Raw genomic sequence first — 25,028 nt, forward strand, 5'->3', positions numbered from 1 at the left:
ACCCTGAGGGTGGTCGAGACTCTCAGGGCGATCAACGTTACCCTTTGCATCGCAAAAAATCATAATAAAGAGAGAGCCCGCCATGTCACAGAGCGCCGCCGCTACCCAGGCCATCGTTGACGAAAAAAATGCCGTCTACAAACGCATTACCCTGCGTTTGATCCCCTTCATTTTCATCTGCTACCTGTTCAACTACCTCGATCGGGTGAACGTTGGATTTGCCAAGCTGCAGATGCTCGACGCGCTGAAATTCAGTGAAACCGTGTACGGCCTCGGGGCCGGGATCTTCTTTATCGGCTATGTCCTGTGCGGCGTACCGAGCAACCTGGCGTTGACCCGATTCGGCCCGCGACGCTGGATCGCGCTGATGATGATCGTCTGGGGCACGCTGTCGACTTGCCTGCTGTTCGTCACCACCCCGACCGAGTTCTACACCTTGCGCCTGTTCACCGGCGCGGCCGAAGCCGGGTTCTTCCCGGGCGTGGTGCTGTACCTCTCGCAGTGGTTCCCGACCTTCCGCCGTGGCCGCATCATGGCGCTGTTCATGTCGGCGATCCCGGTGTCCGGCCTGCTCGGCAGCCCGTTCTCTGGCTGGATCCTCAACCACTTCGCCGCAGGCCAGGGCGACCTGGCCGGCTGGCAGTGGATGTTCCTGCTGCAAGGCATCCCGACGGTGATCCTCGGCGCCCTCGCCTACTTCCTGCTCAGCGACAGTTACGCCAACGCCAAGTGGCTCACGCCATTCGAGCGCTCGGTGCTGGAAGCCGACCACGCCGAAGACCTCGCCAACAAACCGAAAACCGCCACCGACTCATTGCTGGCGGTGTTCAAGAACCCGGCAATCTGGGCGTTCGGTTTGATCTACTTCTGCATTCAGAGCGGCGTGTACGCGATCAACTTCTGGCTGCCGTCGATCATCAAGAACCTGGGCTTCAGCGATAACCTGGTGATTGGCTGGCTGAGTGCGATCCCGTACCTGCTGGCGGCGGTGTTCATGTTGATGGTCGGCCGCTCAGCGGACTTGCGCAAAGAGCGCCGCTGGCATTTGGTCGTCCCGATGCTGATGGGCGCTGTCGGCTTGCTGATCGCCGTGAACTTCGCCACCACGCCCGCCATCGCCATCCTCGGCCTGACCATCGCCACCATGGGCGCCCTCACCGGCCTGCCAATGTTCTGGCCGGTGCCGACCGCACTGCTGAGCGCCGGCGCTGCGGCGGGTGGTCTGGCGTTGATCAACTCCATGGGCCAGATGGCGGGTTTCCTCAGCCCTTACCTGGTGGGTTGGGTCAAGGACAGCACCGGTTCGACCGATGCCGCGCTTTACTTGCTGGCGGGCGTGATTGTCTGCGGCAGCCTGCTGGCGTTGCGCATGACCCGCACCTTGCGCGTCTGACAGACGCAAATCCAGTGTGGGAGCGGGTTTGCTCGCGAAAGCGGTGTTTCATTCAACAATGTTGTTATCTGACACTCCGTCTTCGCGAGCAAGCCCGCTCCCACATTTGATTCCCGGGTGTTCGATATTTCTGTTTGCCCCCTGCGGTTGTTCTGGTATTTGATTGAGCCTTTCCCACCGGTAAAAGGATTTCGTCATGAGCTATCGCACGCTGGGTCATTCGGGTTTGCAGGTGTCCACCCTGACCCTGGGCACCATGATGTTCGGCGAACAGACCAGCACCGAAGATTCCCTGCGGATCATCGACAAAGCCTGGGACCAGGGCATCAATTTCATCGACACCGCCGACGTCTACACCAATGGTCGCTCTGAAGAGATCGTCGGCGAAGCGATCGCCGGCAACCGCCACGAATGGGTGCTCGCCACCAAGGTCGGTTTCGGCCCGGTGGACGGTGTGCCGAACCGCAGCGGCCTGAGCCGCAAGCATCTCTTCAACGGCATCGACGCCAGCCTCACACGCCTCGGCACCGACTACGTCGACCTCTACTACCTGCACCGCGAAGACCACAACACACCTCTGGAAGTCACGGTATCGGCCATCGGCGACCTGATTCGCCTGGGCAAAATCCGCTACTGGGGGTTGTCGAACTACCGCGGCTGGCGCATTGCCGAGGTTATTCGCGTGGCCGACAAACTGGGCGTCGACCGGCCTGTCATCAGCCAGCCGCTGTACAACATCGTCAATCGTCAGGCCGAAACCGAACAGATCACCGCCGCGCAGAACTACGGTTTGGGCGTGGTGCCTTACAGCCCGCTGGCCCGTGGCGTGCTCAGCGGCAAATACGCACCGGATGTAAAACCGGATGCCAACAGCCGCGCCGGGCGCGCCGACAAACGTATTCTGGAAACCGAATGGCGCGTCGAATCCCTGCGCATCGCCCAGCAGATCCAGCAATACACCCAGGATCGCGGCGTCGGCATCGTCGAGTTCGCGATTGCCTGGGTGCTGAACAACAGCGCCGTCACCTCGGCCATTGTCGGGCCGCGCACGGAAGCGCAATGGGATGCCTACACTAAGGCACAAGCGGTGAAGATCACGGCGCAAGATGAGGCGTTTATCGATTCGCTGGTGACACCGGGGCATGCGTCCACGCCGGGGTTCAATGATGTGAGCCACTTCGTGTCGGGCCGCAAACTCCGCAGTTGAATAAACACAAGACAACTTGTGGGAGCGGGCTTGCTCGCGAAAGCGGTGCACCAATCAACATCAATGTCGATTGACACATCGCTTTCGCGAGCAAGCCCGCTCCCACAGTCGGCAGGTGTTGATCGGCTGGTCAGTATTCACATCGAAAACCACGTATCCTCCGCCCCCGTTTCACGCTCAACTTAGCGAGGACAGTTTGTCTAAAGGTATCGCTCTCTCGGTTTCGGCCTCGGTGCTGTTTGCCGTCATGTATTACTACACCTCACTGCTCACTCCGTTGAGCGGCGTGGAAATTTTCGGCTGGCGAATGCTGCTGACGGTGCCGTGCATGACCGTGTTCATGATGGTGTCCGGCGAATGGAAGCGCGTGGTCGAGCTCGTTCGGCGAGCCATTGCCCAGCCGAAACTGATCGCTGGCCTGATCGCTTCTTCGGCCCTGCTCGGCGTGCAGCTCTGGCTGTTCATGTGGGCGCCGCTCAACGGCTACAGCCTCGATGTGTCGCTGGGCTATTTCCTGTTGCCACTGACCATGGTCCTGACCGGACGGCTCGCCTACGGTGAGCGCCTCTCCTATCTGCAAAAAATTGCGGTGTTTTTCGCCTGCCTCGGGGTGATCAACGAGGTGTATCAGGTCGGTGGTTTTTCCTGGGCAACCTTGCTGGTGTGCATCGGCTATCCGACCTACTTCATCCTGCGCAAACGTCTGGCGGCGGACAATCTCGGCGGCTTGTGGCTGGACATGGCGTTGACGCTGCCGGTGGCCTTCTGGTTCGTACAGACCGGCGAGCAAGGGTTCAATGTGTTTGATCAGCATCCGTGGTTGTCGCTGTTGATCCCGATGCTTGGCGTGATCAGTGCGTCGGCGCTGGTGATCTACATTATTGCCAGTCGGCTGTTGCCGTTCAGCCTGTTCGGGCTGCTGAGCTACGTTGAGCCGGTGCTGTTGCTTGGCGTGGCGTTGCTGCTCGGGGAAAGCATCAAGGCCGGAGAATGGCTGACCTACATTCCGATCTGGATGGCGGTGCTGGTGCTGGTGTTCGAAGGGTTCAAGCACCTGACGCGACAACGCAAACCTTAAGCACATACCAAACAAATGTGGGAGCGAGCCTGCTTGCGATGAGGGCCTGACATTCAACCTCTCGGTTGACTGACCTGGCGCCATCGCGAGCAAACTCGCTCCCACAGTTTTTACGGCGCTGGTGGTTTAGTCGGTAGACAACACGCCACGACGAACCTGATCGCGTTCGATCGATTCAAACAGCGCCTTGAAGTTGCCTTCGCCGAAGCCGTCGTCGCCTTTACGCTGGATGAATTCGAAGAACACCGGCCCCATCAGGGTTTCCGAGAAGATCTGCAACAGCAGACGCTTGTCACCCGACTCAGAAGAACCGTCCAGCAGAATGCCCCGCGCTTGCAGTTGGTCAACCGGCTCGCCGTGGTTCGGCAGACGGCCTTCGAGCATTTCGTAGTAAGTGTCCGGTGGAGGGGTCATGAAGCGCATGCCGATGCTTTTCAGGTGATCCCAGGTTTTCACCAGGTCGTCGGCCAGGAAGGCTACGTGCTGGATGCCCTCGCCGTTGAACTGCATCAGGAACTCTTCGATCTGCCCCGCGCCCTTGGACGACTCTTCGTTCAGCGGGATGCGGATCATGCCGTCCGGCGCGGTCATCGCCTTGGAGGTCAGGCCGGTGTATTCGCCCTTGATGTCGAAGTAGCGGATTTCACGGAAGTTGAACAGCTTCTCGTAGAAGTTCGCCCAGTACGCCATGCGGCCGCGATACACGTTGTGAGTCAGGTGGTCGATGATCTTCAGACCGGCACCGACCGGGTTGCGGTCAACGCCTTCGATGAACACGAAGTCGATGTCGTAGATCGAGCTGCCTTCACCGAAACGGTCGATCAGGTACAGCGGCGCGCCGCCGATGCCCTTGATCGCCGGCAGGTGCAGTTCCATCGGGCCGGTTTCGATGTGGATCGGTTGCGCACCGAGTTCCAGCGCACGCTTGTAGGCCTTTTGCGAATCCTTGACGCGGAACGCCATGCCGCACACCGACGGGCCGTGCTCGGCCGCGAAGTACGAAGCGACGCTGTTGGGTTCGTTGTTGAGGATCAGGTTGATCGCGCCCTGGCGATAGAGGTGCACGTCTTTGGAGCGGTGGGTCGCGACTTTGCTGAAGCCCATGATCTCGAAGATCGGCTCCAGCGTGTTCGGGGTTGGCGATGCGAATTCAATGAATTCAAAGCCCATCAGGCCCATCGGGTTTTCGTATAAATCTGCCATGGTCGGCGCCTCATCATTTTCTGGTCAATTAACGAATCGTTAGTTGCTGGCAATGCTGAGACCGGCGGGTGGCGCGCAGGAAATGCCTCGCACGCTGCGGGCGAGGAAATCACCGTAGATCAATTGAAACCCAAAACTCTTCATTGTCGACCCAAGGCTATTACGGGCTAGGCTTCTGCTGCCAGAAGACATTTATTCTTATATGCGTAACCGGATTCTACACAGCGTAAATCGGTTTGTCCGCCTTCTGTATCAAATCCCCTTTTTCCCTGCTCGCGCAAGGGGTTTGTTGCAGAGGAAAATCCCCGCCAGAATCAGCCCGCCGCCCAGACACATCGTCAGCGTCAACTGCTCGCCGAGCAGCAACGCGCCGAGGATCACAGCGGTCAGCGGATTCAAGGCGATAAACACACCGGAACGGGTCGCGCCGATTGTGCGCAGGCCGTCGTAATAGCCGATATACGCCAGCGCCGAGCCCAATACACCCAGATACATCAGGCTCAGCCATTGCGGCGAGCCAAGGCTGACCAGCGCCGCGACACTCACCTCGCCCCTGATCGCACTGACCACCCAGAGCATCACCGTGCCGAGCAAAATCGAATACGTCACCGTTTGCACCGGCCCCAGGGTTTGATTCAGATCTTTGGAGAACAGTGAATAGATGCCCCAACCGAGCACGCAGCCAAAGATCAATAAGTCGCCCACCCAGGCATCAGTCTGACCGGCCAGCAACTGTGGATGACGACTGACAATCACCAGGCTCGCCCCGGCAATGCAGCTCGCGATGCCGATGACTTTCGCTCGACTCAAGTGCTCCTTGAACAGCAGCCACGAGGCCAGCCCGATCACGGCCGGGTTCAGCGCGACGATCAATGACGCCCGCGAGGCATTGATGTAGTGCAGGCCATAGAAGAAGCACAGGTTGTAGAAAAAAATCCCGAAGAAACCCAACAGCGTCAGTTGTAACCATTGCCGCGGACTGGGCCGGACCAATGGAATGCGCGCCAGCAGTAAAAACAGCAGCAGCGCCACGCTGGCCAGCAAAAACCGCAGGCTGGCGGCGAACAACGGACTGAGGCTGTCCGCCAGAAAACGCCCGGCGACGAACGTGCCGCCCCAAATCATGGTAACCGCCGCGAGTTTGAAATAAACCGCGACATTGGAAGGCTGTGACAGGTTTTGCTCACATGCAGTCATAAGTCTCCGGAACGACAAATCGATTCGATGGCGTATCATCCCGCTAATACTTGATCATCGTAAAATGAGTAAAAACTCATGACCCTTACTCAACTGGAGATCTTCTCGCTCGTCGCCGAGCTTCACGGCTTTACGGCGGCGGCCAATCGTCTGGGCATTTCCCAATCCGCGGTGTCACACGCCCTCAAGTCGCTGGAGCAGGAATTAGGCGTCGAGTTGCTGCGGCGGCATCAGTCTCAGGTCGAACTCAGCGACATCGGTCAACAGCTGTTACTGCGCGCCCGGGCAATGCTCGGGCTGGCCAACACCTTGCGCCAGGAAGCGGCGGATGCCCGCGGCATGAAATGCGGCACATTGCGCATCGGCTCGTTCGGCCCGACCTCGTCGATCAAGTTGTTGCCGACCATCCTGCAGCACTATCGCACCGCTCACCCTGGCATCGAGGTGCACATTGATGAAGGCCCCGACCGGCAGGTGATCCAGTGGCTGGAAGAGCGACGCATCGACATCGGCTTCGTGGTGTTGCCCGAAGTACGCTTCGATACCGTTGCGCTCTTCGAGGACCAGATGGTCGCTTTGCTGCCCGCCCATCATCCGCTGGCGGCTCGCGCCAGCGTGACCTTGGGCGATTTGTGTCACGACCCTTTCGTGCTGACCGAGGCCGGCTCTTCGGAGCTGGTTTCCCGCTTGTTCGGTGCCGCACAGTTGACGCCTAACATCCGTTATCGCTGCTCGCAGCTACTCAGCACACTGGATACCGTTGGCCGGGGCGATGCCTTGACCGTGGTCGCCGAAGGCTCGTTGCCCGCACATCACGACGACCGTTACCTGAAAAAACCACTGTCTCCAGCGATTGCACGCCAGGTCGGTCTGGCCGTGCTTGACCAACGCCAGAGCTCACCGGCGGCACTGGCCTTTATCAAACTGGCCTCGAATTTGGCATACCGATGAGCGGCATAAGCCACAAAGGCCAACTATCATGGCCTCTGACCGAACTCTTTTGGGGAGGCTTGCCGTTGTCCTGCCTGCATTTGAGAGCCCTTTTCCATCGCTACAGGTTTCGCAAATGCCCCTGACTGTAAAAACCCGCCGTCAACGCGCCAAACGGATTGTTGTCACTGTATTGAGTGGTTTGCTCCCGATGTTGCTGGGGTTCGCCATTCTTTATATGCAGGCTGAACGCGCGCTCAAGCACAGTACCGAGCAGACGGCCGAAGAAGCTGTCCGCCAGTTCGAGCTGATGCTCGACAACACAGCGCAGGCCGCGCGCGAATTGCTGCCGCTGGCCGGTCAGCCTTGCGACGAGGTCAAACTGGCCTTGCGCGAACAAGTCACCCGCCGGCCATTCGTGCGCTCGACGAATCTGGTGTGGGACGGCAACCTCTATTGCAGTTCGTTGTTTGGTGACTATCAGGAGAAGGTGAACACCGGAGACTACACCCAAGGCAAGTTGTGGCTCATGAACGGCAACCCGATCACGCCCAATACTGCGTTGTTGGTGTATCGGCTCAGCGAAGGCAAACAGGGTGCGCTGAGCACCCTCGACGGATATCACTTGAGCAATGTGCTGCGCCTGATTGGACGCCAGACATTAGTGTTGCTGCAAGTCGGTCCCAATTGGTTATCGGCCGATGGCAAGGTTCACGAAGACGCCCTGCCCGTCCTCCCCGTCGCCGAAAGCAAACTGACGTCAACACGCCACGCCTTTACCGTCGACGCCGGTTTTCCCGAGGGTGAGACCTGGCGTTACATGGGCAGCGAGTACCCGCCACTGTTCAGCTTGCTGATTTTCTTTAGCGTCGTTTCCGGCTTGATCGGACATATTTTGCAGAAGCGTTCGTCGTCGCCCAGCCATGAAATACAGCGTGCACTGGAGGCTGCGGAGTTCGTTCCGTATTTCCAACCAGTGGTGCATGGTGCGAATAAAAAGTGGTCCGGCACTGAAGTGTTGATGCGCTGGAATCACCCTAAGGAAGGTTTGGTGCGTCCGGACCTGTTCATCCCGTTTGCCGAGCACTCCGGGCTGATCGTGCCGATGACCCGCTCCTTAATGCAGCAAACCGCCGCGTTGCTGGCGCCCGTATCGAGCTCATTCAACAGCCCGTTTCACATTGGCATCAACATCACCGCCAGCCATTGCAAAGACCTGGAACTGGTCGAGGATTGCCGGGTATTTCTCCGTGCCTTTGCGCCGGGCTCCATCCATCTGGTACTGGAACTGACCGAGCGCGAACTGATCGAGCCAACCGCCGTCACGCTGCAATTGTTCGAGCAGCTTCACGCGCTGGGCGTGATGATCGCCATCGATGACTTTGGCACCGGTCACTCAAGCCTGGGCTACTTGCGCCAGTTCAATGTCGACTTCCTGAAAATCGACCAAAGCTTTGTCGCCATGATCGGCGCGGACGCCCTTTCCCGGCACATTCTGGACACCATCATCGAGCTTTCGGCCAAGCTCGATCTGGGCATCGTCGCCGAAGGCGTGGAAACCGAAGAGCAAAGTGCTTATCTCACCGCCCATGGCGTGAACTTTCTGCAAGGTTATCTGTTCGGTCGGCCGATGCCCGGCGCAGACTTCATTAATGCATTAAGTCACCATTAACTAACGGCATTAAGCGACGGAACAACGGGAATGCGCACCAAATTGAATCAAAAGACGACTCTCGTTACATGAAGAAAAAGTCACGATTTACTCTTTGTCCATTAACTACTACAATTTTTCATGCCTGCGCTAAATTGGCAGGTGAGCCATTATCACCGAGTCGCTACAAGGCTCTTGGCTTATAGCTTTGTTTGCGGTTGGTATCAGCCAAACACACTATTGGAGTAAAGATATTGTCCAGACTCGCTGAATTTCGTGCAGCTGAAAAGGCCCTTCAAGAGCAGCTCAAGCAGCTGGAATCCCTGAAGAACGATGCCGGGCTCAAGAAAGAAATCGAATTCGAAGAAAAGCTCCAGGGGCTGATGAAAACCTACGGCAAGAGCTTGCGCGACATCATCGCCATTCTCGATCCGAACCCGGCAAAATCCGGCCTGCAACAGGCAGCCGCGCCTAAAACCCGCCGCGCTCGCGTGGTCAAGGTTTATCAGAATCCGCACACCGGTGAACTGATTGAAACCAAAGGCGGCAACCACCGGGGCCTGAAAGCCTGGAAAGAACAATACGGTGCTGCCACCGTTGATTCCTGGCTGCGCGGCTAAGCACTCGCGGTGACAAAAAAACCCTGCATTAAGCAGGGTTTTTTATGACTATCTACTCAATGCAACAATTGGAATCGATCCATTCGCTACTTATCGACTAACTTTGTGCTTAATCCGTTCGGGTATCTAAACATTGCGAAATGCACGACCGTGCAAACCGGCAACTAAAGTTTCAAGCTGTTACGAGCAGCCTCTATTTCACCCTGGCTTGCCTTATAAGCCTCCGCCTGCCCGGCGTACGAAAGAACATAAGCCTTATCGGCATCCACCGCCGCGACCAATGTTTGCGAAAGCACATGGCGCCCGTTCTGCGTAATCGTGCAGGTAGTTTCCAGTGCCGCCAGGCGGCTCAACGTTGTCGGATGGATTTTGTTGCATACGCTTTGATAGCCGCCCTGAAAGAAGTCCTTCTGCACTGACTTGCGCATTTCCAGCAGCACGCCTTGCAGATTGACCTGATGACCGCTTTCCACTGGCGTCACCGTCAACTCCATGACCATCGACGGCGCACCGCCCTGATCGTTTTTCACCGCGCGCTGCCGGGACACCTGAGGCGTGGCCTGATCGGCCGGGGTCGCTTCAACTTCCCAGCCATCCGGCCAGGTCACGATCGGTGCATCCGCATGAGCACACGTAACGCCTGATAGCAGGACAATCAGAACGAACAGCGATTGACAGGATCGAATCATTGCAATGAACACTCACGGATTGAACCGTAAAGTCTGAGCCTCACCCGCCTGTCAGGCAATAGCTGGCGGTTTGGGTTTGGTGATGCCTGCGCCCTTGCGTATCATTGGCGCCATTCGTTAGCCCCACTTATTTCCGGAGGGCCCATGAGCCTGCACGAATTGAACACCTTCCCAGGCGTCACCGCCCAACCAGACACCGCGACGCAGAACTTCGTCTTCAACCACACGATGCTGCGGGTCAAGGACATCACCAAGTCCCTGGATTTCTACACGCGGATCCTCGGTTTCTCGCTGGTGGAAAAACGCGACTTTCCGGAAGCCGAGTTCAGCCTGTATTTCCTGGCACTGGTCGACAAAAACCAGATCCCGGCCGACGCCGCAGCCCGCACCGAATGGATGAAATCGATCCCCGGCATCCTCGAGCTGACCCACAACCACGGCACTGAAAACGATGCGGATTTTGCCTACCACAACGGCAACACCGACCCGCGCGGTTTCGGCCACATTTGCATCTCGGTGCCGGACATCGTCGCGGCCTGCGAACGCTTTGAAGCGCTGGGCTGCGATTTCCAGAAGCGCCTGAACGACGGCCGCATGAAGAGCCTGGCGTTCATCAAGGACCCGGATGCTTACTGGGTCGAGATCATCCAGCCAGCCCCGCTCTGAAACACAACGCCGTCCTGTAGGAGCCGGCTTGCTGGCGATCCGTCGCAAAGCGGCGGCCAAGCAATCGCTTAGCCAGTCAGATCGCCATCGCCGGCAAGCCGGCTCCTACAGAGATCTGCTGCGCACACAAAAAAACCCCATGATCACTCATGGGGTTTTGTGTTTACAGCGTCCGGGGTTATGCCGGGGCCGAGGTCCGGATCAGGTGATCGAATGCGCTCAGGGAAGCCTTGGCGCCCTCGCCTACCGCAATCACGATCTGCTTGTACGGCACAGTCGTCACGTCACCGGCAGCGAACACACCCGGCAGCGATGTCTCACCACGCGCATCGACGATGATCTCGCCTCGCGGCGACAACTCGACGGTGCCTTTGAGCCAGTCGGTGTTCGGCAGCAGACCGATCTGCACGAAGATACCTTCAAGGTTCACCGTGTTGAACTCACCCGAATCGCGATCCTTGTAGACCAGACCGGTTACCTTCTGGCCGTCACCCTTCACTTCACTGGTCAGTGCGCTGGTGATGACATCGACGTTGGGCAGGCTGAACAACTTGCGTTGCAACACCGCATCGGCGCGCAGCTTGCTGTCAAACTCCAGCAGCGTAACGTGACTGACAATACCGGCCAGATCAATCGCCGCTTCAACGCCGGAGTTGCCGCCGCCGATTACCGCTACGCGCTTGCCTTTGAACAGCGGGCCGTCACAGTGCGGGCAGAAACACACGCCTTTGGCTTTGTATTCCTGCTCGCCTGGCACACCCATTTCACGCCACCGCGCACCCGTTGCCAGGATCAGCGCCTTGGTCTTGAGGGTGGCGCCACTGTCGAAGCGAACCTCGTGCAACTCGCCGGGATTCTTCGCCGGGATCAGCGCGGTGGCCCGTTGCAGGTTCATGATATCGACGTCGTATTGCTTGACGTGTTCTTCGAGTGCGCTGGCCAGCTTCGGCCCTTCGGTCTCCTGCACGGAGATGAAGTTCTCGATGGCCATGGTGTCCAGCACCTGCCCACCAAAACGCTCAGCCGCGACACCGGTGCGAATGCCTTTACGGGCAGCGTAGATCGCTGCGGCAGCACCGGCCGGACCACCGCCGACGATCAGCACGTCAAAAGCTTCTTTGGCGCTAATTTTCTCAGCCTGGCGTTCGGCGCCGCTGGTGTCGATCTTGGCGAGGATTTCTTCCAGGCCCATACGGCCCTGGCCGAAAATCTCGCCGTTCAGGTAGATGCTTGGCACGGCCATGATCTTGCGATCATCGACCTCGGCCTGGAACAACGCGCCGTCGATGGCGACGTGGTGGATGTTCGGGTTGAGCACGGCCATCAGGTTTAGCGCCTGAACGACATCCGGGCAGTTCTGGCAGGACAGCGAGAAATATGTCTCGAAGCTGAACTGGCCTTTGAGCGAGCGGATCTGTTCAATCACTTCAACGCTGGCTTTCGAGGGGTGGCCGCCGACTTGCAGCAAGGCCAGCACCAGCGAGGTGAATTCGTGGCCCATCGGAATGCCGGCGAAACGCAGGCTGATATCGGCACCGGGGCGATTGATCGAGAACGATGGCTTGCGTGCGTCGTCACCGTTATCGAGCAGGGTAATCTGGGTGGAAAGACTGGCAACGTCTTTCAGCAGTTCGAGCATTTCCTGGGATTTCGCACCGTCGTCGAGGGATGCAACGATCTCGATCGGCTGGGTGACCCGTTCCAGGTACGATTTCAACTGGGCTTTAAGATTGGCGTCCAACATACGGGCGATTTCCTTGGTTTTCTTGAGGCGAAAAAAAGCCCGAGCGAATCTCGCCCGGGCTTTTCTATTGGGCGGTTGCAGCTTACTTAGGTGCGGAAACCCGCCCTGATGATGCTTTCACAGACTTAGATCTTGCCGACCAAGTCCAGGGACGGAGCCAGTGTGGCCTCGCCTTCTTTCCATTTGGCTGGGCAAACCTGGCCTGGGTGAGCAGCAACGTACTGGGCAGCCTTGATTTTACGCAGCAGCTCGGAAGCGTCACGGCCAACGCCGCCATCGTTCAATTCAACGATTTTGATCTGGCCTTCAGGGTTGATCACGAAGGTGCCACGGTCAGCCAGACCAGCTTCTTCGATCAGTACGTCGAAGTTGCGGGAGATAGCGTGGGTCGGGTCGCCGATCATGGTGTACTGGATTTTGCCGATGGCTGGCGAAGTGTTGTGCCAGGCCGCGTGAGCAAAGTGGGTGTCAGTGGAAACGCTGTAGATCTCGACGCCCAGTTTCTGGAACGCGGCGTAGTTGTCAGCCAGGTCTTCCAGTTCGGTCGGGCAAACGAAGGTGAAGTCTGCTGGGTAGAAAAACACGACAGACCACTTGCCTTTCAGGTCAGCGTCCGACACTTGTACGAAGTCGCCATTTTTGTAAGCGGTAGCTTTGAACGGTTTAACTTGGCTGTTGATGATAGGCATCGTTGACTCTCCGTCAGGGGTTAATAAGTTGATGGCGTGAACTCTACCCACTCGACGGACGGATGGCTCATTGGCAAAGCTCATGCTGCTGATTGGTTTTCGCTATTAGCAGACAGTATTAATAGAAGGAAACGGTATCTATGGCGCTAACGGCTTTTCCGAAATCCGCGCCATCCCCAGAAAAGGGCTGGCTTCCACGTAACGCATGGCCGACTTCATATCCTTCCAGCCGACGTAACTCATCAACGATTTCAAATCCCAACCGCTTTGATGGGCCCACGTAGCAAAACCGCGTCGCAACGAATGGCTGGTGTAGTGCTCGGCCGGAATCCCGGCGCGCTCCAGTGCCTGACGCAATAGCGGGATGACGCTATTGGCGTGCAAACCCTCTTCACCCAGATTGCCCCAGCGGTCGATACCACGGAACACCGGCCCGCGTACCAATGCGGCTTCGGTCAGCCAGGCGATGTATGCCTGCACCGGACACAATCGCTGCAACGCCGGTGTCTGGTAGGTCTTGCCAAGGTTTTCGCGGTCGCTCTTGCTGCGCGGCAGATACAAGGTGATGCCTGAACCGGCGCTGGCCTGCACGTGCTCAATCTGTACGCGGCACAACTCGTCGCTACGAAACCCGCGCCAGAAGCCCAACAAGATCAACGCCATGTCACGTCGCGCCCGCAGCAGCGCCGGCCGATCGTTTTCTGATTCCGCGGTGAGCGCTTCCTGTTCAAGCCAGGCCACCACTTGCTCCAGATGTTGAAGCTGCAATGGCTCCGCCTGCTTTTCCTGCGCCGGGTGCAGTGCGCGAATGCCTTTGAAGACTTTGCGCACGACGGGCGCCTTGGTCGGATCGGCAAACCCCTGGCTGTTATGCCACTGCGCCAGCGCCGACAAACGCAGCTTCAACGTATTGATCGATAACTCACCCGCATACGCCACCAGATAGCGCGCGACGCTGTCAGCAGTGGCCGGCAGAAACCCACCCCAACCCACTTCGAAATGCTCGATGGCCGCGCGATAGCTACGGCGAGTGTTGTCGCGCGTGGCGGCTTGCAGGTAACGATCCAGATCGCTCATGGGCTTACTTCTCGAAGTCGTACTTTTTCTTGGCTGAAAACCCGCGCCAGCGTGCATCACACGGGGTAATACCAGTATATCCCGCATGAATACGTCACGTATTTAATGTTGTTTGATGGCGTGGTACATTGTGTACTTTAGTGGTATGTACCACAGTACGAAATCGTAGGAGAGTTCATGGCACGCGGCGGTGTAAACAAAGCAGTGGTGCAAGCGGCACGCTTGGCAATTCTGGCTCGCGGTGAAAACCCCAGCATCGATGCAGTACGGATCGAGATGGGCAATACCGGCTCGAAAACCACCATCCACCGCTATCTGAAGGAACTGGATGACGGCGTTGAACCCGCCGCCCCCTCCTCCGAGCCGATCGATGACGAATTGGCAGGGCTGGTTTCACGCCTTGCGCTACGGCTCAAAGAGCAGGCGCAGGAACCCATCGACCAGGCACGCGCGCAGTTCGAACAGCAACGAAAAGACCTGGAAAACCGGCTGATAAATGCCCAAGAAGCCAACAGCGAACTGCAGCAGCAGTACGAGATTCAAACCCTGGCGCTGACGCAGGAGTCCGACACCCTGCAAAACACCCTCTCGATGCTGCAGACCGAGCAAACCCGCAACGCCGGCATGAACCAGGCGCTGGCCGATTTTGAGTTGCGCTTGCAGGACAAAGACGAGCAGATCCGCTCCCTTGAAGAAAAACACCTTCACGCCCGCGATGCACTCGAACACTATCGCAACGCCGTCAAAGAGCAGCGCGAGCAGGACCAAAGCCGTCATGAAGGCCAGGTGCAGCAGATTCAGATGGAGTTGCGCCAGGCTCAGCAAAGCGCCCTGGTACGCCAGGATGAAATCACTCAACTGCACCGTGACAACGAGCGCCTGCTCACCGAAAACCGTGGCACGTTGCGCGAGTTGAGCCTGTTGCAGGAGCAGCTCAAGCACACCCATAGCCGTCAGGATCAGTTGCTGGAACAGGTCAACCGGATCGACAGCGAACGCACGCTCCTTCAGGATCGTCTGCGCACAGCACTGCTGGAGAGCCAGTCGCTGAAGCAGAGCGTCGAGGAGCAATCGCAGATAAACAAAGCACTGGAAATCGAACTACTGAAGACTCAGGCGAGCCTCGATGAAAGCGTGCGCCTGGCAGCGGTCATTGCGACAGCGCCAGACGCAGCCAAGGCCGATTAACCGGCGACCGGCGTACGCATGGTGACGAACTCTTCGGCGGCGGTCGGATGCACGCCGATGGTTTCGTCGAAGTCGCGCTTGGTAGCGCCCGCCTTCAAGGCAATCGCCAGACCTTGCACGATCTCGCCGGCATCCGGCCCGACCATATGGCAGCCCAAAACCTTGTCGGTTTTGCCGTCTACCACAAGCTTCATCAGCGTGCGCTCCTGACACTCGGTCAAGGTCAGTTTCATCGGGCGGAAACGACTTTCGAAGATCACCACATCATGGCCGGCCTCGCGAGCCTCTTCTTCCGTGAGGCCGACAGTACCGATGTTCGGCAAGCTGAACACGGCCGTCGGGATCATCTTGTAATCCACCGGGCGATACTGCTCAGGCTTGAACAAGCGACGCGCAACGGCCATGCCTTCGGCCAGCGCAACGGGTGTGAGCTGAACCCGGCCGATCACATCGCCCAGCGCGAGGATCGACGGCTCGGCAGTCTGGTATTGCTCATCGACCTCGACGAAGCCTTTCTTGTCGAGTTTGACCCCGGTGTTTTCCAGACCCAGGTTGTCCAGCATCGGACGGCGGCCGGTGGCGTAAAACACGCAATCGGCTTCCAGCTGGCGACCGTCCTTGAGCGTCACCTTCAGACTGCCGTCGGCGAGTTTTTCAATGCGCTCGATGTCGGCATTGAATTGCAGGTCCATGCCACGCTTGGTCAGCTCTTCCTGCAAGTGCTTGCGAACCGCACCGTCGAAACCGCGCAGGAACAGGTCACCGCGATACAGCAATGTGGTTTCGGCGCCCAGGCCGTGGAATATCCCGGCGAATTCGACGGCAATGTAACCCCCCCCGACCACCAGAACACGCTTAGGCAGCTCTTTCAGGAAGAACGCCTGATTGGAGCTGATCGCATGCTCGTGCCCCGGAATCTCCGGAATCTGCGGCCAGCCGCCGGTAGCAATCAGAATGTTCTTCGCGGTAAAACGCTCGCCATTGATCTCGACCGTATTAGGATCGACGATCTTCGCGTGACCTTCATGCAAGGTCACGCCACTGTTGACCAGCAGGTTGCGATAGATCCCATTCAGGCGATTGATCTCGCGATCCTTGTTGGCAATCAGCGTCGCCCAATCGAACTTCGCCTCGCCCGGGGTCCAGCCAAAGCCCGAAGATTGCTCGAAGTCTTCGGCGAAGTGCGCGCCGTAGACCAGCAACTTCTTCGGCACGCAGCCGACGTTCACGCACGTACCACCCAGGTAGCGGCTTTCGGCCACAGCCACTTTCGCACCAAACCCGGCCGCAAAACGCGCCGCTCGCACACCGCCGGAACCGGCGCCAATCACATAAAGGTCAAAATCGTAGGCCATTTTCAATCTCCTCGGCAGGTGACCAGCATACCTGCCGCCATTTGTTGGGCAAGCGCTGCAGACTATTTGGGGGCAGAAAATGAAAAAGCCACCCGAAGGTGGCTTTTAAGAAACAAGCAGCTCAAACGCTATCAGTAAGCCTTGCCTGTCTTGTAGAAGTTCTCAAAGCAGAAGTTGGTCGCTTCGATGTAGCCTTCAGCACCACCACAGTCGAAACGCTTGCCTTTGAATTTGTAGGCAATCACGCAACCGTTTTGCGCCTGTTTCATCAAGGCGTCGGTGATCTGGATCTCGCCGCCCTTGCCTGGCTCGGTTTGCTTGATCAGGTCGAAGATGTCCGGCGTCAGGATGTAACGACCGATGATTGCGAGGTTCGACGGTGCGTCTTCCGGGGCTGGTTTCTCGACCATGTTGCGAACACGGTACAGATCATCGCCAATCAGGTCACCGGAAATCACGCCATACTTGTTGGTTTCCAGCGGATCGACTTCCTGGATCGCAATGATCGAGCAGCGGTACTGTTTGTACAGTTTGACCATCTGCGTCAGTACGCCGTCACCGTCGAGGTTGACGCACAAGTCATCCGCGAGCACCACGGCGAAAGGTTCGTCGCCGATCAGCGGACGACCGGTCAGGATGGCATGACCCAAGCCTTTCATTTCGGTCTGGCGAGTGTAGGAGAACGAGCACTCGTCGAGCAGTTTGCGGATACCGACCAAGTATTTCTCTTTGTCGGTGCCCTTGATCTGGTTTTCCAGCTCATAGCTGATGTCGAAGTGGTCTTCCAGAGCACGCTTGCCACGACCGGTGACGATGGAGATCTCGGTCAACCCGGCATCCAGTGCTTCTTCGACGCCGTACTGGATCAGTGGCTTGTTTACCACCGGCAGCATTTCTTTGGGCATGGCTTTAGTCGCTGGCAGGAAGCGAGTACCGTAACCGGCTGCTGGGAACAAGCATTTCTTGATCATAAAAGTCCTTGAAAGGGCTGTGTGTACGAGTTTCGGCGCAGTCTAATCAGGCGGCGCGCACCTTACAATGCCCCGCACTGGCTAACCGATGCCATCATAGAGAAATAATCTCGCGGATAGTTCCGCAGAACGTCGCGCCGCCTCTTATAGATAGCAGAGTTTCCGACCCGCGCCTGCGAATCAAACGAAACCACCATACGCCCATCAGCACCCGTTGCGTGCGTTTGGCGTTATCATTGCGCAATTGAACCAGCCAACGAGGCAGATAGATGTCGGAAGCAAAAAGCGTCAACGGGTTCCTGATCAATCAGGCGAAAGACGGCCAGTGGTGGGTAGCCAGCGGCGGCGGCGAAAACATCGCCGGGCCATTCCCGACCGAAGCGTCGGCGATTGAAGTGGCGTCCGTATTGGAGCTCGAACACCCAGCCCCAAAACGTCGCGGCAAGGACAAGTCCTGAGAAGCACCCTACTTACCCAAGCCCTGCCTCGCGCAGGGCTTTTTTGTGATTGGCTGAAACGAAGTGGCCTTTCGCTATAACCTTTTGATTCCGGCGCTGTCACAGCGCTAAGCCCCATCATCCTGACGACGACAACGACATGAATAAATTTTTGCCTCTGATTGCGGTATTGGCCCTGAGCGGCTGCGCCACCTCGGAAAAGACTTACCTGGACAATGGCGAAACAGGCCTGTCCATCGACTGCTCCGGTGAAGCCAATTCCTGGGCCACCTGCTATGAAAAAGCCGATGCCTCCTGCGCCGGCACCGGCTATCGAATCGTCGGCACCGACGGTACGCCTTCGACCAAGGAAAGCGACAAGACCCTCGGCGTCGACGTAGGCAACTACAAAAACCGCAGCGTCGTGGTGGTCTGCAAGTAAGGCGCCCTGCCCTACATGTGAATTTCGGCGAATTTGATCCCGAGACCGCGCACGGTCTCGATCAGATCGTCGAGACGACTGAAGGACTCGACTTCATCGTTATCGTCCACCAGAAAATAGCTGCGCCCGGCGCTTTTCTTGAAAAATACGATCCATTCCCCCGGATCGGCCGGATTCTGAATCACGTGGGTAGCAGAAATTTGACCCTCTGCGTGCCGCTCCCGTACCTGCTCTCGCTTCATGCTCGACTCCAGAAATGACAATGCCGCCAAAGCCTTGCGTTGACGGCATCGATGCTGACTGTTGCCAGTCTATCAGCCGGAAATGCACGCGGTAGCGGCATTGCGTACATCCATGGGGCGCAATGGCACATTTGAAATGCGCTCATGCAGCTTGATGCTGCTGCCACTGGAGCGTTCTTCGATATCGAATACGGCGGCCGGGCCTGAGGAGAACTTCTGCGGCACGATGACCCGCACACCTTCTTTCTCTTGCGGCTCGACTTGCAGGGCACCGCGGCTGCTGGCCAGTTTCTCGGTCAGGCATTGTGCGTACTCATGGGGCTTCTTGCCTGAAATCACGTTCATGGTGGGTAGTGTCTCGTTGATTTCCGAGACACTCGCACAACCACTCATCGCCAACGCCAATGGCAAGACCCACGGACCCCACTTCATACAAAACCTCCGATAAAGACCCTCCGACAGCACAAACGCTGGTTTTCTCCGAGGCCCACCGCTTTTATCGCTCATAGAATTCCGAATAACTGTTTTTAATTGTCAAAGCCGAGCTCGACGACCGGATAATAACCCGTTCGGGCTGATAAACTGCGCCAATCGCCCATGCTATCGTTTTGATTTTGTAGAAAAAGCCCTTCTGGAGGCGCCTCATGAAATTTATCCACCAGCGCGAGCACCTCAACGAAGACGACATCGTCGTCATCCAGTGCTCGCAAACGTGCAACATCCGCTTGATGAACGACGCCAATTTCCGCAGTTTCAAGAATGGCGGCCGTCACACTTACCATGGCGGTGCGTTCGACACCTTCCCGGCCCGCATTACTGCACCGAGCACCGGTTTCTGGAACATCACCATCGACACCGTCAACCGCCGGCCAATCAGCGTGACCCGCAAGCCGACCCTGACTCACTCGATCAAGATCATCCGCCGCTCTACCACGAAACTGAGCTGAGCACCCCCGACTCGAACACAGGCAGATATGACCGTGGCCCAAACGACCAAGTACGTCATCAAATACAAACTCAACGGTGAACGCCGCTTCGAGTTCGCCCAACTGGAAAACGGCACCGAAGCAGAGGCTAAAGCCGCGCTGGACGCCCTTCATGGCCAGAGCGAAGACGTCATCAGCGACATCAGCGTCAGCAAAGCGCTGTAACGGGATTCGGAGCGACAACCTGGATGTCTGCTCCGTCCGTTGAATTCGACCGCAAGCGCCGGAGTGTTCTCGACTGCAGCGCGCCCTAGACTGGCCACCTCAACCCTGGGTTTAGGAGTCAGCACATGTTTAACGAGCGTACGCTCGACGCACTCGACTGGGACAGCCTGTACCAGCAACTCGATCAGGATGGCTGCGCTATCATTCGGTCATTGCTGAGTGCCGAAGCGTGCGACGACATCAGCTCGCTCTATGCGAAACCCGAGCCTTTCCGCTCCCAGGTCATGATGGCCCGTCACGGTTTTGGCCGTGGCGAGTACAAATATTTCCGCTACCCGCTACCGGACCTCGTCTGCCGAATGCGCAATGCGCTCTACCCGCGACTGGTGCCGATTGCCAATCGCTGGTACGAGCAGATGGACTTGCCGATCCGTTTCCCTCAACGGCATGAGGCGTTCCTTGAGCGTTGTCATGCCGCCGGTCAGAAGCGTCCAACGCCGTTGTTGCTGCAATATGGGCCACAGGACTACAACTGCCTGCATCAGGATCTGTACGGTGAACACGTCTTCCCGCTGCAAGTGGCGATTCTTCTGTCAGAGCCAGACGAAGATTTCACCGGCGGCGAGTTTGTACTGACCGAGCAACGTCCACGGATGCAGTCGCGCCCCCAGGTGATTGGCCTGAAGAAAGGTGATGGACTGATCTTTGCCGTCAACCAACGGCCGGTCAAAGGCGTTCGCGGCTACTTCCGGGTCACCCTGCGCCACGGGGTGAGTCGCCTGCACAGCGGCAAACGGCATACCCTTGGAATCATCTTTCACGATGCGTCTTGACCCCATGAACCCGAGCACATTCGACCTTTTTGCCGACGCCGAGCCCGAGCAGCAACCTCGGCGCGAGCAGATCGGCGAACAATCCTTCGTACTCAGGGGCTTTGCCCTACCCTGGCTGGATCAATTGCTGCCGGCACTTGAAGCCGTCCTGGCCGCCGCACCGCTTCGGCAAATGGTCACGCCCGGCGGTTTTACCATGTCGGCAGCCATGAGCAGTTGCGGTACATGGGGCTGGACCACCGACCGCAGCGGTTATCGATACACGCGCAATGATCCGCAAACCGACGCTCCCTGGCCGATGATGCCCGCGGTGTTTATTGCGCTCGCACAAGCGGCAGCGCGCGAAGCCGGTTTTGCTGATTTCGTTCCCGATTCCTGCCTGATCAACCGCTATATCCCCGGCGCCAAAATGTCATTGCATCAAGACAAGAATGAAGCTGCCTACACAGCGCCAATCGTTTCGGTATCCCTGGGCTTGCCGGCGATGTTTCTCTTCGGAGGGTTTGAACGCAGCGATAAAAGCCAGCGAGTGCCGCTGTTGCATGGCGATATCGTGGTCTGGGGCGGCGTTGATCGCTTGCGTTATCACGGTGTCTTGCCGATCAAGGACGGCCAGCACCCGCGAATGGGCGAGCAGCGGATCAACTTCACGTTTCGTACCGCTGAGTGAGTCCTCGAATTTGACCGCAAGCCCCGGAGTGCAACGCCTCCGCCCGCTGGTTAATCTGAATCAAACAGGTCAACGGACAAGCAGCCATGACACGCCAATCGACAAAAATCGCCACCGAAAACGATCCGCGCTGGGCCGCCATCGTCGCGCGTGATCCCCGCGCTGACGGGCAGTTTGTATATGCAGTGAAGACTACCGGCATCTATTGCAGCCCCAGCAGTCTGGCGCGTTTACCCAAGCCGCAGAATGTCGAATTCTTCGACACGGCCGAGCAAGCCCAGGCAGCCGGTTATCGCGCGAGCAAACGCGCGGCGAAAGATCAAAGTGACGTCGCCGCGCAACATGCCGCGACGGTGGCCGCCGCGTGCCGGCAGATCGAGACCGCAGAGCATCTGCCAGCATTGAGTGAACTGGCCGCCGTGGCAGGTCTGAGCAGCTTCCACTTTCACCGAGTGTTTAAAGCCGTCACCGGGCTGACGCCAAAGGGCTACGCCACGGCCCACCGTTCACGCAAGGTTCGCCAACGCTTGACCGATGGAGGCTCGGTGACCGACGCCTTGTATGACGCAGGGTTCAATTCCAACAGCCGATTTTATGAGGCTGCGGATCAATTGCTGGGGATGAAACCCGGCGACTACCGCGCCGAAGGCCAGAACAACGACATTCGGTTTGCCGTCGGCCAATGTTCTTTGGGGGCGATTCTGGTGGCGCAAAGCGAGCGCGGGGTGTGCGCGATTCTGCTGGGTGATGATCCGCACCAACTGGTCTGCGACCTGCAGGACAAATTTCGGCGGGCCAATCTGATCGGCGCCGATCACGGGTTCGAGCAGTTGATCGCCCAGGTTGTCGGGTTTATCGAAGCGCCGTCTATCGGCCTTGACCTGCCACTGGATGTGCGCGGCACCGCGTTTCAAGAGCGAGTCTGGCAAGCCCTGCGGGAGATTCCGGTGGGCAGCACCGCGAGCTACGCCGATATCGCGCAGCGCATCGGCTCACCGAAAGCGGTGCGCGCCGTGGCTCAAGCCTGCGGTGCGAACAGTCTGGCGGTGGCGATCCCGTGCCACCGTGTGGTGCGCAGTGACGGCAACTTGTCCGGGTATCGTTGGGGGGTGGAACGCAAGCGGCAGTTGTTGGAGCGTGAAGGCCTATAGATCCAAAGATCGCAGCCTGCGCCAGCGCCTGCAGACTGTGCAGGCGCTGGCGCAGTGCTGCGATTTTCGCTGTTAGCGATTTACATCCACCACCACACGGCCACGTAACTGACCGGCGAGCAATCGCGGTGCAGCATCGATCGCCTCACTCAATCCGATTTCATGACTGATCAGCGGCAACAAGGCAAAGTCCAGATCCTTGGCCAGACGGTTCCAGGCCAGTACCCGCCTGGCTTTGGGTTGGGTCACGCTGTTGATGCCGGCCAGGGTCACGCCGCGCAAAATGAACGGGGCGACAGAGGCGGGAAAGTCCATGCCTTGCGCCAGACCACATGCCGCGACAGTGCCGTTGGCTTTCGTGCTGGCACAAGCGTTGGCCAGCGTATGACTGCCGACCGAGTCAATCACGGCCGCCCAACGTTCTTTGCCCAGCGGTTTTCCCGGCTCGGACAACGTCGCGCGGTCGATGATTTCGCTGGCACCCAATTGTTTGAGGTAGTCATGTTCTGAGGTGCGGCCAGTGGACGCGACCACCCGGTAGCCGAGCTTGCTCAGCAATGCGATGGCGAAACTGCCAACACCGCCGTTGGCACCTGTGACCAACACGTCACCCTGCTCAGGTGTCACACCGTTATGCTCCAAGGCCAGGATGCTCAGCATCGCTGTGTAACCGGCCGTGCCGATCGCCATTGCCTGGGCAGCGGTGAACTCTTGAGGCAGCGGAATCAGCCAGTCACCATTCAGGCGCGCCTTCTGTGCCAATCCGCCCCAATGCCCTTCGCCTACGCCCCAGCCATTGAGTACGACTTGATCACCGACCTTGTAGTCCGGATGCCCGCTGACTTCGACAGTCCCCGCCAGATCAATGCCCGGCACCATCGGGAATTTTCGCACCACCGGGCTGCTGCCGGTGATCGCCAGACCGTCCTTGAAGTTCAGCGTGCTGTACGCCACACGCACTGTCACATCGCCTTCGGGCAGCTGATCGTCATTGATCTCTTGCAGTGTGGCCCGGTAACCGCTGTCGTCTTTGTCGATCAAAATGCCTTGGAACATTGCTATCTCCTACGGAATCACTGGGTTGTGGTGCAGTTGAAATAACACACGGCAACATTTTGCCGTACTCGACCTTAAGCCAATACTGCATCGCAGGCACCCACGAGCCCGACCTGGCCGCAGGTGCTGAGCAGCGGCGCTACAAAACTGACGATCTACCCGCTACAACTCGTTGGTCTCGCGCCGCTTTGCTGATACAACTCCCGTTCTACCGTCCTGCCCTGTTTTGATGCCGGAGAACATTTGAAATGAACCAATGGCCAAACACCCGAATTATTGATTTGCTGGGGATCGAACTGCCGATCATCCAGGCCCCGATGGCGGGCGCAACCGGTTCGGCCATGGTGATCGCCGCGAGCAACGCCGGCGGCCTGGGCTCGATGCCCGCGGCCATGCTGAGCACCGAGCAATTACGCGAAGAATTGAAGACCATTCGCCAACACAGTCAGCGGCCGTTCAACGTCAACTTCTTCTGCCATCAACCGCCTGCGGCCGACGAGCAACGCGCTCGGGACTGGAAGAATCTGTTGGAGCCCTACTACCGCGAACTCGGCGTGGATTTCGACGCGCCGACGCCTGTGTCCAATCGCGCGCCGTTCGATAACGCGACCTGTGAAGTGATCGAAGAATGCCGTCCCGAAGTGGTGAGCTTTCACTTTGGCTTACCGGAAAAATCCCTGCTGGATCGCGTCAAGGCGACCGGGGCGAAAGTGCTGTCTTCAGCGACAACGGTCGAAGAAGCCCTCTGGCTTGAGCAGCATGGCTGTGACGCAATCATCGCCATGGGCTACGAAGCTGGAGGCCATCGAGGCATGTTTCTCAGCGACGACTTGAGCAGCCAGGTGGGGCTTTTTGCACTGCTGCCGCAAATTGTCGACGCGGTGAAAGTGCCGGTGATTGCGGCCGGCGGCATTGCCGATGCGCGGGGCGTCGCTGCGGCGTTTCTGTTGGGCGCGTCCGCGGTTCAGGTGGGCACGGCGTATTTGTTCACGCCAGAAGCCAAGGTCAACGCCTCCCATCACAAGGCGTTGCGCACGGCCAAAGAAAGCGAAACCGCCATCACCAATATTTTCACCGGCCGTCCCGCACGCGGGATTCTCAATCGCGTGATGCACGAGCTCGGACCGATCTGCGATAAAGCCCCGGCCTTCCCGTTGGCGGGTGGGGCGTTGATGCCGTTGCGGGCCAAGGGCGAAGCGGATTTCAGCAACCTCTGGGCCGGGCAGGCGTTTACGTTGGGGGTTGAGATGACGACGGCGGAGTTGACGCAGCGTTTGGCGCAAGAGGGGTTGGCAAAACTGTTGCACCGGCAGGCATAAGACCAGTAGCGAGTGAGCCTCGCCGCAATGCAATCGAGTTCAACACATTCCGTTTGCAGGCAATTCGCT

The 25,028-nt window shown here is 58.1% G+C and carries 27 protein-coding genes; 16 read left to right on the top strand and 11 right to left on the bottom strand.

The annotated features are described in order from the left end of the window. Nucleotides 1-82 precede the first annotated feature (82 nt). The 3 genes from ACI77H_RS22705 to rarD all read left to right on the top strand — a co-directional run bounded on the left by ACI77H_RS22705 (nucleotide 83) and on the right by rarD (nucleotide 3,678). On the top strand, nucleotides 83-1,393 hold the full coding sequence (locus tag ACI77H_RS22705) for an MFS transporter (protein WP_407013947.1): 1,311 nt from the start codon (nucleotides 83-85) through the stop codon (nucleotides 1,391-1,393). A gap of 196 nt (nucleotides 1,394-1,589) precedes the next feature. Beyond that, nucleotides 1,590-2,600: an aldo/keto reductase gene (locus ACI77H_RS22710; RefSeq protein WP_407013948.1), complete on the top strand. Its 1,011-nt coding sequence runs from the start codon at nucleotides 1,590-1,592 to the stop codon at nucleotides 2,598-2,600. A 196-nt stretch (nucleotides 2,601-2,796) separates the two neighbouring features. Next, nucleotides 2,797-3,678, top strand: coding sequence for an EamA family transporter RarD (rarD, locus tag ACI77H_RS22715; RefSeq protein WP_407013949.1), 882 nt, complete (start codon nucleotides 2,797-2,799; stop codon nucleotides 3,676-3,678). Nucleotides 3,679-3,804: 126 nt separating this feature from the next. Here the strand turns inward: rarD and hppD are convergent, their stop codons facing one another. Together hppD and ACI77H_RS22725 are read right to left on the bottom strand one after the other, a co-directional pair. Then, complete coding sequence (hppD, locus tag ACI77H_RS22720) at nucleotides 3,805-4,881, bottom strand: 4-hydroxyphenylpyruvate dioxygenase (protein ID WP_407013950.1); 1,077 nt, start codon at nucleotides 4,879-4,881, stop codon at nucleotides 3,805-3,807. Between the two features lie 252 nt (nucleotides 4,882-5,133). After that, complete coding sequence (locus ACI77H_RS22725; protein ID WP_407013951.1) at nucleotides 5,134-6,078, bottom strand: DMT family transporter; 945 nt, start codon at nucleotides 6,076-6,078, stop codon at nucleotides 5,134-5,136. 78 nt (nucleotides 6,079-6,156) lie between these two features. Here ACI77H_RS22725 and ACI77H_RS22730 point away from each other — a divergent pair, with 78 nt between their 5' ends. The 3 genes from ACI77H_RS22730 to ACI77H_RS22740 all read left to right on the top strand — a co-directional run bounded on the left by ACI77H_RS22730 (nucleotide 6,157) and on the right by ACI77H_RS22740 (nucleotide 9,279). Then, complete coding sequence (locus ACI77H_RS22730; protein ID WP_407013952.1) at nucleotides 6,157-7,029, top strand: LysR family transcriptional regulator; 873 nt, start codon at nucleotides 6,157-6,159, stop codon at nucleotides 7,027-7,029. 115 nt (nucleotides 7,030-7,144) lie between these two features. Next, the gene (locus tag ACI77H_RS22735; RefSeq protein WP_407013953.1) at nucleotides 7,145-8,680 is read left to right on the top strand and encodes an EAL domain-containing protein; all 1,536 of its coding nucleotides are present in this window, start codon (nucleotides 7,145-7,147) and stop codon (nucleotides 8,678-8,680) included. A 233-nt stretch (nucleotides 8,681-8,913) separates the two neighbouring features. Continuing rightward, entirely contained in the window at nucleotides 8,914-9,279 is a 366-nt protein-coding gene (locus ACI77H_RS22740) for a histone-like nucleoid-structuring protein, MvaT/MvaU family (protein ID WP_008075430.1), read from the top strand. A gap of 164 nt (nucleotides 9,280-9,443) precedes the next feature. Here ACI77H_RS22740 and ACI77H_RS22745 read toward each other — a convergent pair whose 3' ends face one another. After that, nucleotides 9,444-9,968, bottom strand: a complete 525-nt coding sequence (locus ACI77H_RS22745; protein ID WP_407013954.1) for a DUF4946 domain-containing protein — start codon at nucleotides 9,966-9,968, stop codon at nucleotides 9,444-9,446. 144 nt (nucleotides 9,969-10,112) lie between these two features. On the opposite strand from ACI77H_RS22745, the gene gloA reads away from it, so the two are divergent. Then, nucleotides 10,113-10,634: a lactoylglutathione lyase gene (gene gloA, locus ACI77H_RS22750; RefSeq protein WP_407013955.1), complete on the top strand. Its 522-nt coding sequence runs from the start codon at nucleotides 10,113-10,115 to the stop codon at nucleotides 10,632-10,634. 178 nt (nucleotides 10,635-10,812) lie between these two features. On the opposite strand, the gene ahpF is transcribed toward gloA, so the two are convergent. From ahpF to ACI77H_RS22765, 3 genes are all read right to left on the bottom strand, one after another. Continuing rightward, on the bottom strand, nucleotides 10,813-12,378 hold the full coding sequence (ahpF, locus tag ACI77H_RS22755) for an alkyl hydroperoxide reductase subunit F (RefSeq protein WP_407013956.1): 1,566 nt from the start codon (nucleotides 12,376-12,378) through the stop codon (nucleotides 10,813-10,815). Nucleotides 12,379-12,503: 125 nt separating this feature from the next. Next, on the bottom strand, nucleotides 12,504-13,067 hold the full coding sequence (ahpC, locus tag ACI77H_RS22760) for an alkyl hydroperoxide reductase subunit C (protein WP_407013957.1): 564 nt from the start codon (nucleotides 13,065-13,067) through the stop codon (nucleotides 12,504-12,506). Nucleotides 13,068-13,205: 138 nt separating this feature from the next. Further along, complete coding sequence (locus tag ACI77H_RS22765; protein WP_407013958.1) at nucleotides 13,206-14,144, bottom strand: site-specific integrase; 939 nt, start codon at nucleotides 14,142-14,144, stop codon at nucleotides 13,206-13,208. A 177-nt stretch (nucleotides 14,145-14,321) separates the two neighbouring features. On the opposite strand from ACI77H_RS22765, the gene ACI77H_RS22770 reads away from it, so the two are divergent. Further along, entirely contained in the window at nucleotides 14,322-15,332 is a 1,011-nt protein-coding gene (locus ACI77H_RS22770) for a DNA-binding protein (protein ID WP_407013959.1), read from the top strand. On the opposite strand, the gene gorA is transcribed toward ACI77H_RS22770, so the two are convergent. Beyond that, entirely contained in the window at nucleotides 15,329-16,687 is a 1,359-nt protein-coding gene (gene gorA, locus ACI77H_RS22775; RefSeq protein WP_407013960.1) for a glutathione-disulfide reductase, read from the bottom strand. The two genes, ACI77H_RS22770 and gorA, sit on opposite strands and share 4 nt — an antisense overlap. Before the next feature lie 131 nt (nucleotides 16,688-16,818). Beyond that, nucleotides 16,819-17,658 (bottom strand): UTP--glucose-1-phosphate uridylyltransferase GalU, encoded by an 840-nt coding sequence (gene galU, locus ACI77H_RS22780; RefSeq protein WP_407013961.1) that lies wholly within the window; start codon nucleotides 17,656-17,658, stop codon nucleotides 16,819-16,821. Nucleotides 17,659-17,927: 269 nt separating this feature from the next. Here galU and ACI77H_RS22785 point away from each other — a divergent pair, with 269 nt between their 5' ends. Then, nucleotides 17,928-18,116, top strand: coding sequence for a hypothetical protein (locus ACI77H_RS22785; RefSeq protein ID WP_407013962.1), 189 nt, complete (start codon nucleotides 17,928-17,930; stop codon nucleotides 18,114-18,116). Nucleotides 18,117-18,255: 139 nt separating this feature from the next. Continuing rightward, nucleotides 18,256-18,537, top strand: coding sequence for a hypothetical protein (locus ACI77H_RS22790; protein WP_407013963.1), 282 nt, complete (start codon nucleotides 18,256-18,258; stop codon nucleotides 18,535-18,537). Between the two features lie 11 nt (nucleotides 18,538-18,548). On the opposite strand, the gene ACI77H_RS22795 is transcribed toward ACI77H_RS22790, so the two are convergent. Together ACI77H_RS22795 and ACI77H_RS22800 are read right to left on the bottom strand one after the other, a co-directional pair. After that, on the bottom strand, nucleotides 18,549-18,779 hold the full coding sequence (locus ACI77H_RS22795; RefSeq protein ID WP_407013964.1) for a hypothetical protein: 231 nt from the start codon (nucleotides 18,777-18,779) through the stop codon (nucleotides 18,549-18,551). A gap of 72 nt (nucleotides 18,780-18,851) precedes the next feature. Then, nucleotides 18,852-19,211, bottom strand: coding sequence for a hypothetical protein (locus ACI77H_RS22800; RefSeq protein WP_407013965.1), 360 nt, complete (start codon nucleotides 19,209-19,211; stop codon nucleotides 18,852-18,854). Nucleotides 19,212-19,423: 212 nt separating this feature from the next. On the opposite strand from ACI77H_RS22800, the gene ACI77H_RS22805 reads away from it, so the two are divergent. From ACI77H_RS22805 to ada, 5 genes are all read left to right on the top strand, one after another. Then, entirely contained in the window at nucleotides 19,424-19,726 is a 303-nt protein-coding gene (locus ACI77H_RS22805) for a DUF1883 domain-containing protein (RefSeq protein ID WP_150581206.1), read from the top strand. 27 nt (nucleotides 19,727-19,753) lie between these two features. Beyond that, on the top strand, nucleotides 19,754-19,930 hold the full coding sequence (locus ACI77H_RS22810) for a hypothetical protein (protein WP_191623635.1): 177 nt from the start codon (nucleotides 19,754-19,756) through the stop codon (nucleotides 19,928-19,930). A gap of 125 nt (nucleotides 19,931-20,055) precedes the next feature. Continuing rightward, nucleotides 20,056-20,763, top strand: coding sequence for a 2OG-Fe(II) oxygenase (locus tag ACI77H_RS22815; protein WP_407013966.1), 708 nt, complete (start codon nucleotides 20,056-20,058; stop codon nucleotides 20,761-20,763). Next, nucleotides 20,753-21,433: a DNA oxidative demethylase AlkB gene (gene alkB / locus ACI77H_RS22820; protein ID WP_407013967.1), complete on the top strand. Its 681-nt coding sequence runs from the start codon at nucleotides 20,753-20,755 to the stop codon at nucleotides 21,431-21,433. Before ACI77H_RS22815 ends, alkB begins: the two co-directional genes overlap by 11 nt. Before the next feature lie 86 nt (nucleotides 21,434-21,519). Continuing rightward, on the top strand, nucleotides 21,520-22,584 hold the full coding sequence (ada, locus tag ACI77H_RS22825; protein ID WP_407013968.1) for a bifunctional DNA-binding transcriptional regulator/O6-methylguanine-DNA methyltransferase Ada: 1,065 nt from the start codon (nucleotides 21,520-21,522) through the stop codon (nucleotides 22,582-22,584). A gap of 72 nt (nucleotides 22,585-22,656) precedes the next feature. Here the strand turns inward: ada and ACI77H_RS22830 are convergent, their stop codons facing one another. Beyond that, on the bottom strand, nucleotides 22,657-23,640 hold the full coding sequence (locus ACI77H_RS22830; protein ID WP_407013969.1) for an MDR family oxidoreductase: 984 nt from the start codon (nucleotides 23,638-23,640) through the stop codon (nucleotides 22,657-22,659). A gap of 248 nt (nucleotides 23,641-23,888) precedes the next feature. Between ACI77H_RS22830 and ACI77H_RS22835 the strand changes: the two genes are divergently transcribed. Beyond that, nucleotides 23,889-24,959 carry an NAD(P)H-dependent flavin oxidoreductase gene (locus tag ACI77H_RS22835; RefSeq protein ID WP_407013970.1) on the top strand — a complete coding sequence of 357 codons (1,071 nt, stop codon included), beginning with the start codon at nucleotides 23,889-23,891 and terminating at the stop codon, nucleotides 24,957-24,959. Nucleotides 24,960-25,028 lie beyond the last annotated feature (69 nt).

Origin of the sequence: Pseudomonas sp. O230, assembly GCF_045447035.1 — a bacterium.
Lineage (GTDB): Bacteria > Pseudomonadota > Gammaproteobacteria > Pseudomonadales > Pseudomonadaceae > Aquipseudomonas.

Bases quoted from the DNA above. Each gene is read 5' to 3' on its own strand.
- ACI77H_RS22710 (WP_407013948.1), top strand. From the start codon at position 1,590: ATGAGCTATCGCACGCTGGGTCATTCGGGTTTGCAGGTGTCCACCCTG.
- alkB (WP_407013967.1), top strand. From the start codon at position 20,753: ATGCGTCTTGACCCCATGAACCCGAGCACATTCGACCTTTTTGCCGAC.
- ACI77H_RS22735 (WP_407013953.1), top strand. From the start codon at position 7,145: ATGCCCCTGACTGTAAAAACCCGCCGTCAACGCGCCAAACGGATTGTT.
- gorA (WP_407013960.1), bottom strand. From the start codon at position 16,687: ATGGCCTACGATTTTGACCTTTATGTGATTGGCGCCGGTTCCGGCGGT.
- ACI77H_RS22795 (WP_407013964.1), bottom strand. From the start codon at position 18,779: ATGAAGCGAGAGCAGGTACGGGAGCGGCACGCAGAGGGTCAAATTTCT.
- ACI77H_RS22790 (WP_407013963.1), top strand. From the start codon at position 18,256: ATGAATAAATTTTTGCCTCTGATTGCGGTATTGGCCCTGAGCGGCTGC.
- gloA (WP_407013955.1), top strand. From the start codon at position 10,113: ATGAGCCTGCACGAATTGAACACCTTCCCAGGCGTCACCGCCCAACCA.
- ada (WP_407013968.1), top strand. From the start codon at position 21,520: ATGACACGCCAATCGACAAAAATCGCCACCGAAAACGATCCGCGCTGG.
- ACI77H_RS22765 (WP_407013958.1), bottom strand. From the start codon at position 14,144: ATGAGCGATCTGGATCGTTACCTGCAAGCCGCCACGCGCGACAACACT.
- ACI77H_RS22800 (WP_407013965.1), bottom strand. From the start codon at position 19,211: ATGAAGTGGGGTCCGTGGGTCTTGCCATTGGCGTTGGCGATGAGTGGT.
- ACI77H_RS22810 (WP_191623635.1), top strand. From the start codon at position 19,754: ATGACCGTGGCCCAAACGACCAAGTACGTCATCAAATACAAACTCAAC.
- ACI77H_RS22815 (WP_407013966.1), top strand. From the start codon at position 20,056: ATGTTTAACGAGCGTACGCTCGACGCACTCGACTGGGACAGCCTGTAC.
- ACI77H_RS22805 (WP_150581206.1), top strand. From the start codon at position 19,424: ATGAAATTTATCCACCAGCGCGAGCACCTCAACGAAGACGACATCGTC.
- ACI77H_RS22830 (WP_407013969.1), bottom strand. From the start codon at position 23,640: ATGTTCCAAGGCATTTTGATCGACAAAGACGACAGCGGTTACCGGGCC.
- ACI77H_RS22705 (WP_407013947.1), top strand. From the start codon at position 83: ATGTCACAGAGCGCCGCCGCTACCCAGGCCATCGTTGACGAAAAAAAT.
- ACI77H_RS22725 (WP_407013951.1), bottom strand. From the start codon at position 6,078: ATGACTGCATGTGAGCAAAACCTGTCACAGCCTTCCAATGTCGCGGTT.
- ACI77H_RS22770 (WP_407013959.1), top strand. From the start codon at position 14,322: ATGGCACGCGGCGGTGTAAACAAAGCAGTGGTGCAAGCGGCACGCTTG.
- ACI77H_RS22785 (WP_407013962.1), top strand. From the start codon at position 17,928: ATGTCGGAAGCAAAAAGCGTCAACGGGTTCCTGATCAATCAGGCGAAA.
- ACI77H_RS22730 (WP_407013952.1), top strand. From the start codon at position 6,157: ATGACCCTTACTCAACTGGAGATCTTCTCGCTCGTCGCCGAGCTTCAC.
- ACI77H_RS22835 (WP_407013970.1), top strand. From the start codon at position 23,889: ATGAACCAATGGCCAAACACCCGAATTATTGATTTGCTGGGGATCGAA.
- ahpC (WP_407013957.1), bottom strand. From the start codon at position 13,067: ATGCCTATCATCAACAGCCAAGTTAAACCGTTCAAAGCTACCGCTTAC.
- galU (WP_407013961.1), bottom strand. From the start codon at position 17,658: ATGATCAAGAAATGCTTGTTCCCAGCAGCCGGTTACGGTACTCGCTTC.
- hppD (WP_407013950.1), bottom strand. From the start codon at position 4,881: ATGGCAGATTTATACGAAAACCCGATGGGCCTGATGGGCTTTGAATTC.
- ACI77H_RS22745 (WP_407013954.1), bottom strand. From the start codon at position 9,968: ATGATTCGATCCTGTCAATCGCTGTTCGTTCTGATTGTCCTGCTATCA.
- ahpF (WP_407013956.1), bottom strand. From the start codon at position 12,378: ATGTTGGACGCCAATCTTAAAGCCCAGTTGAAATCGTACCTGGAACGG.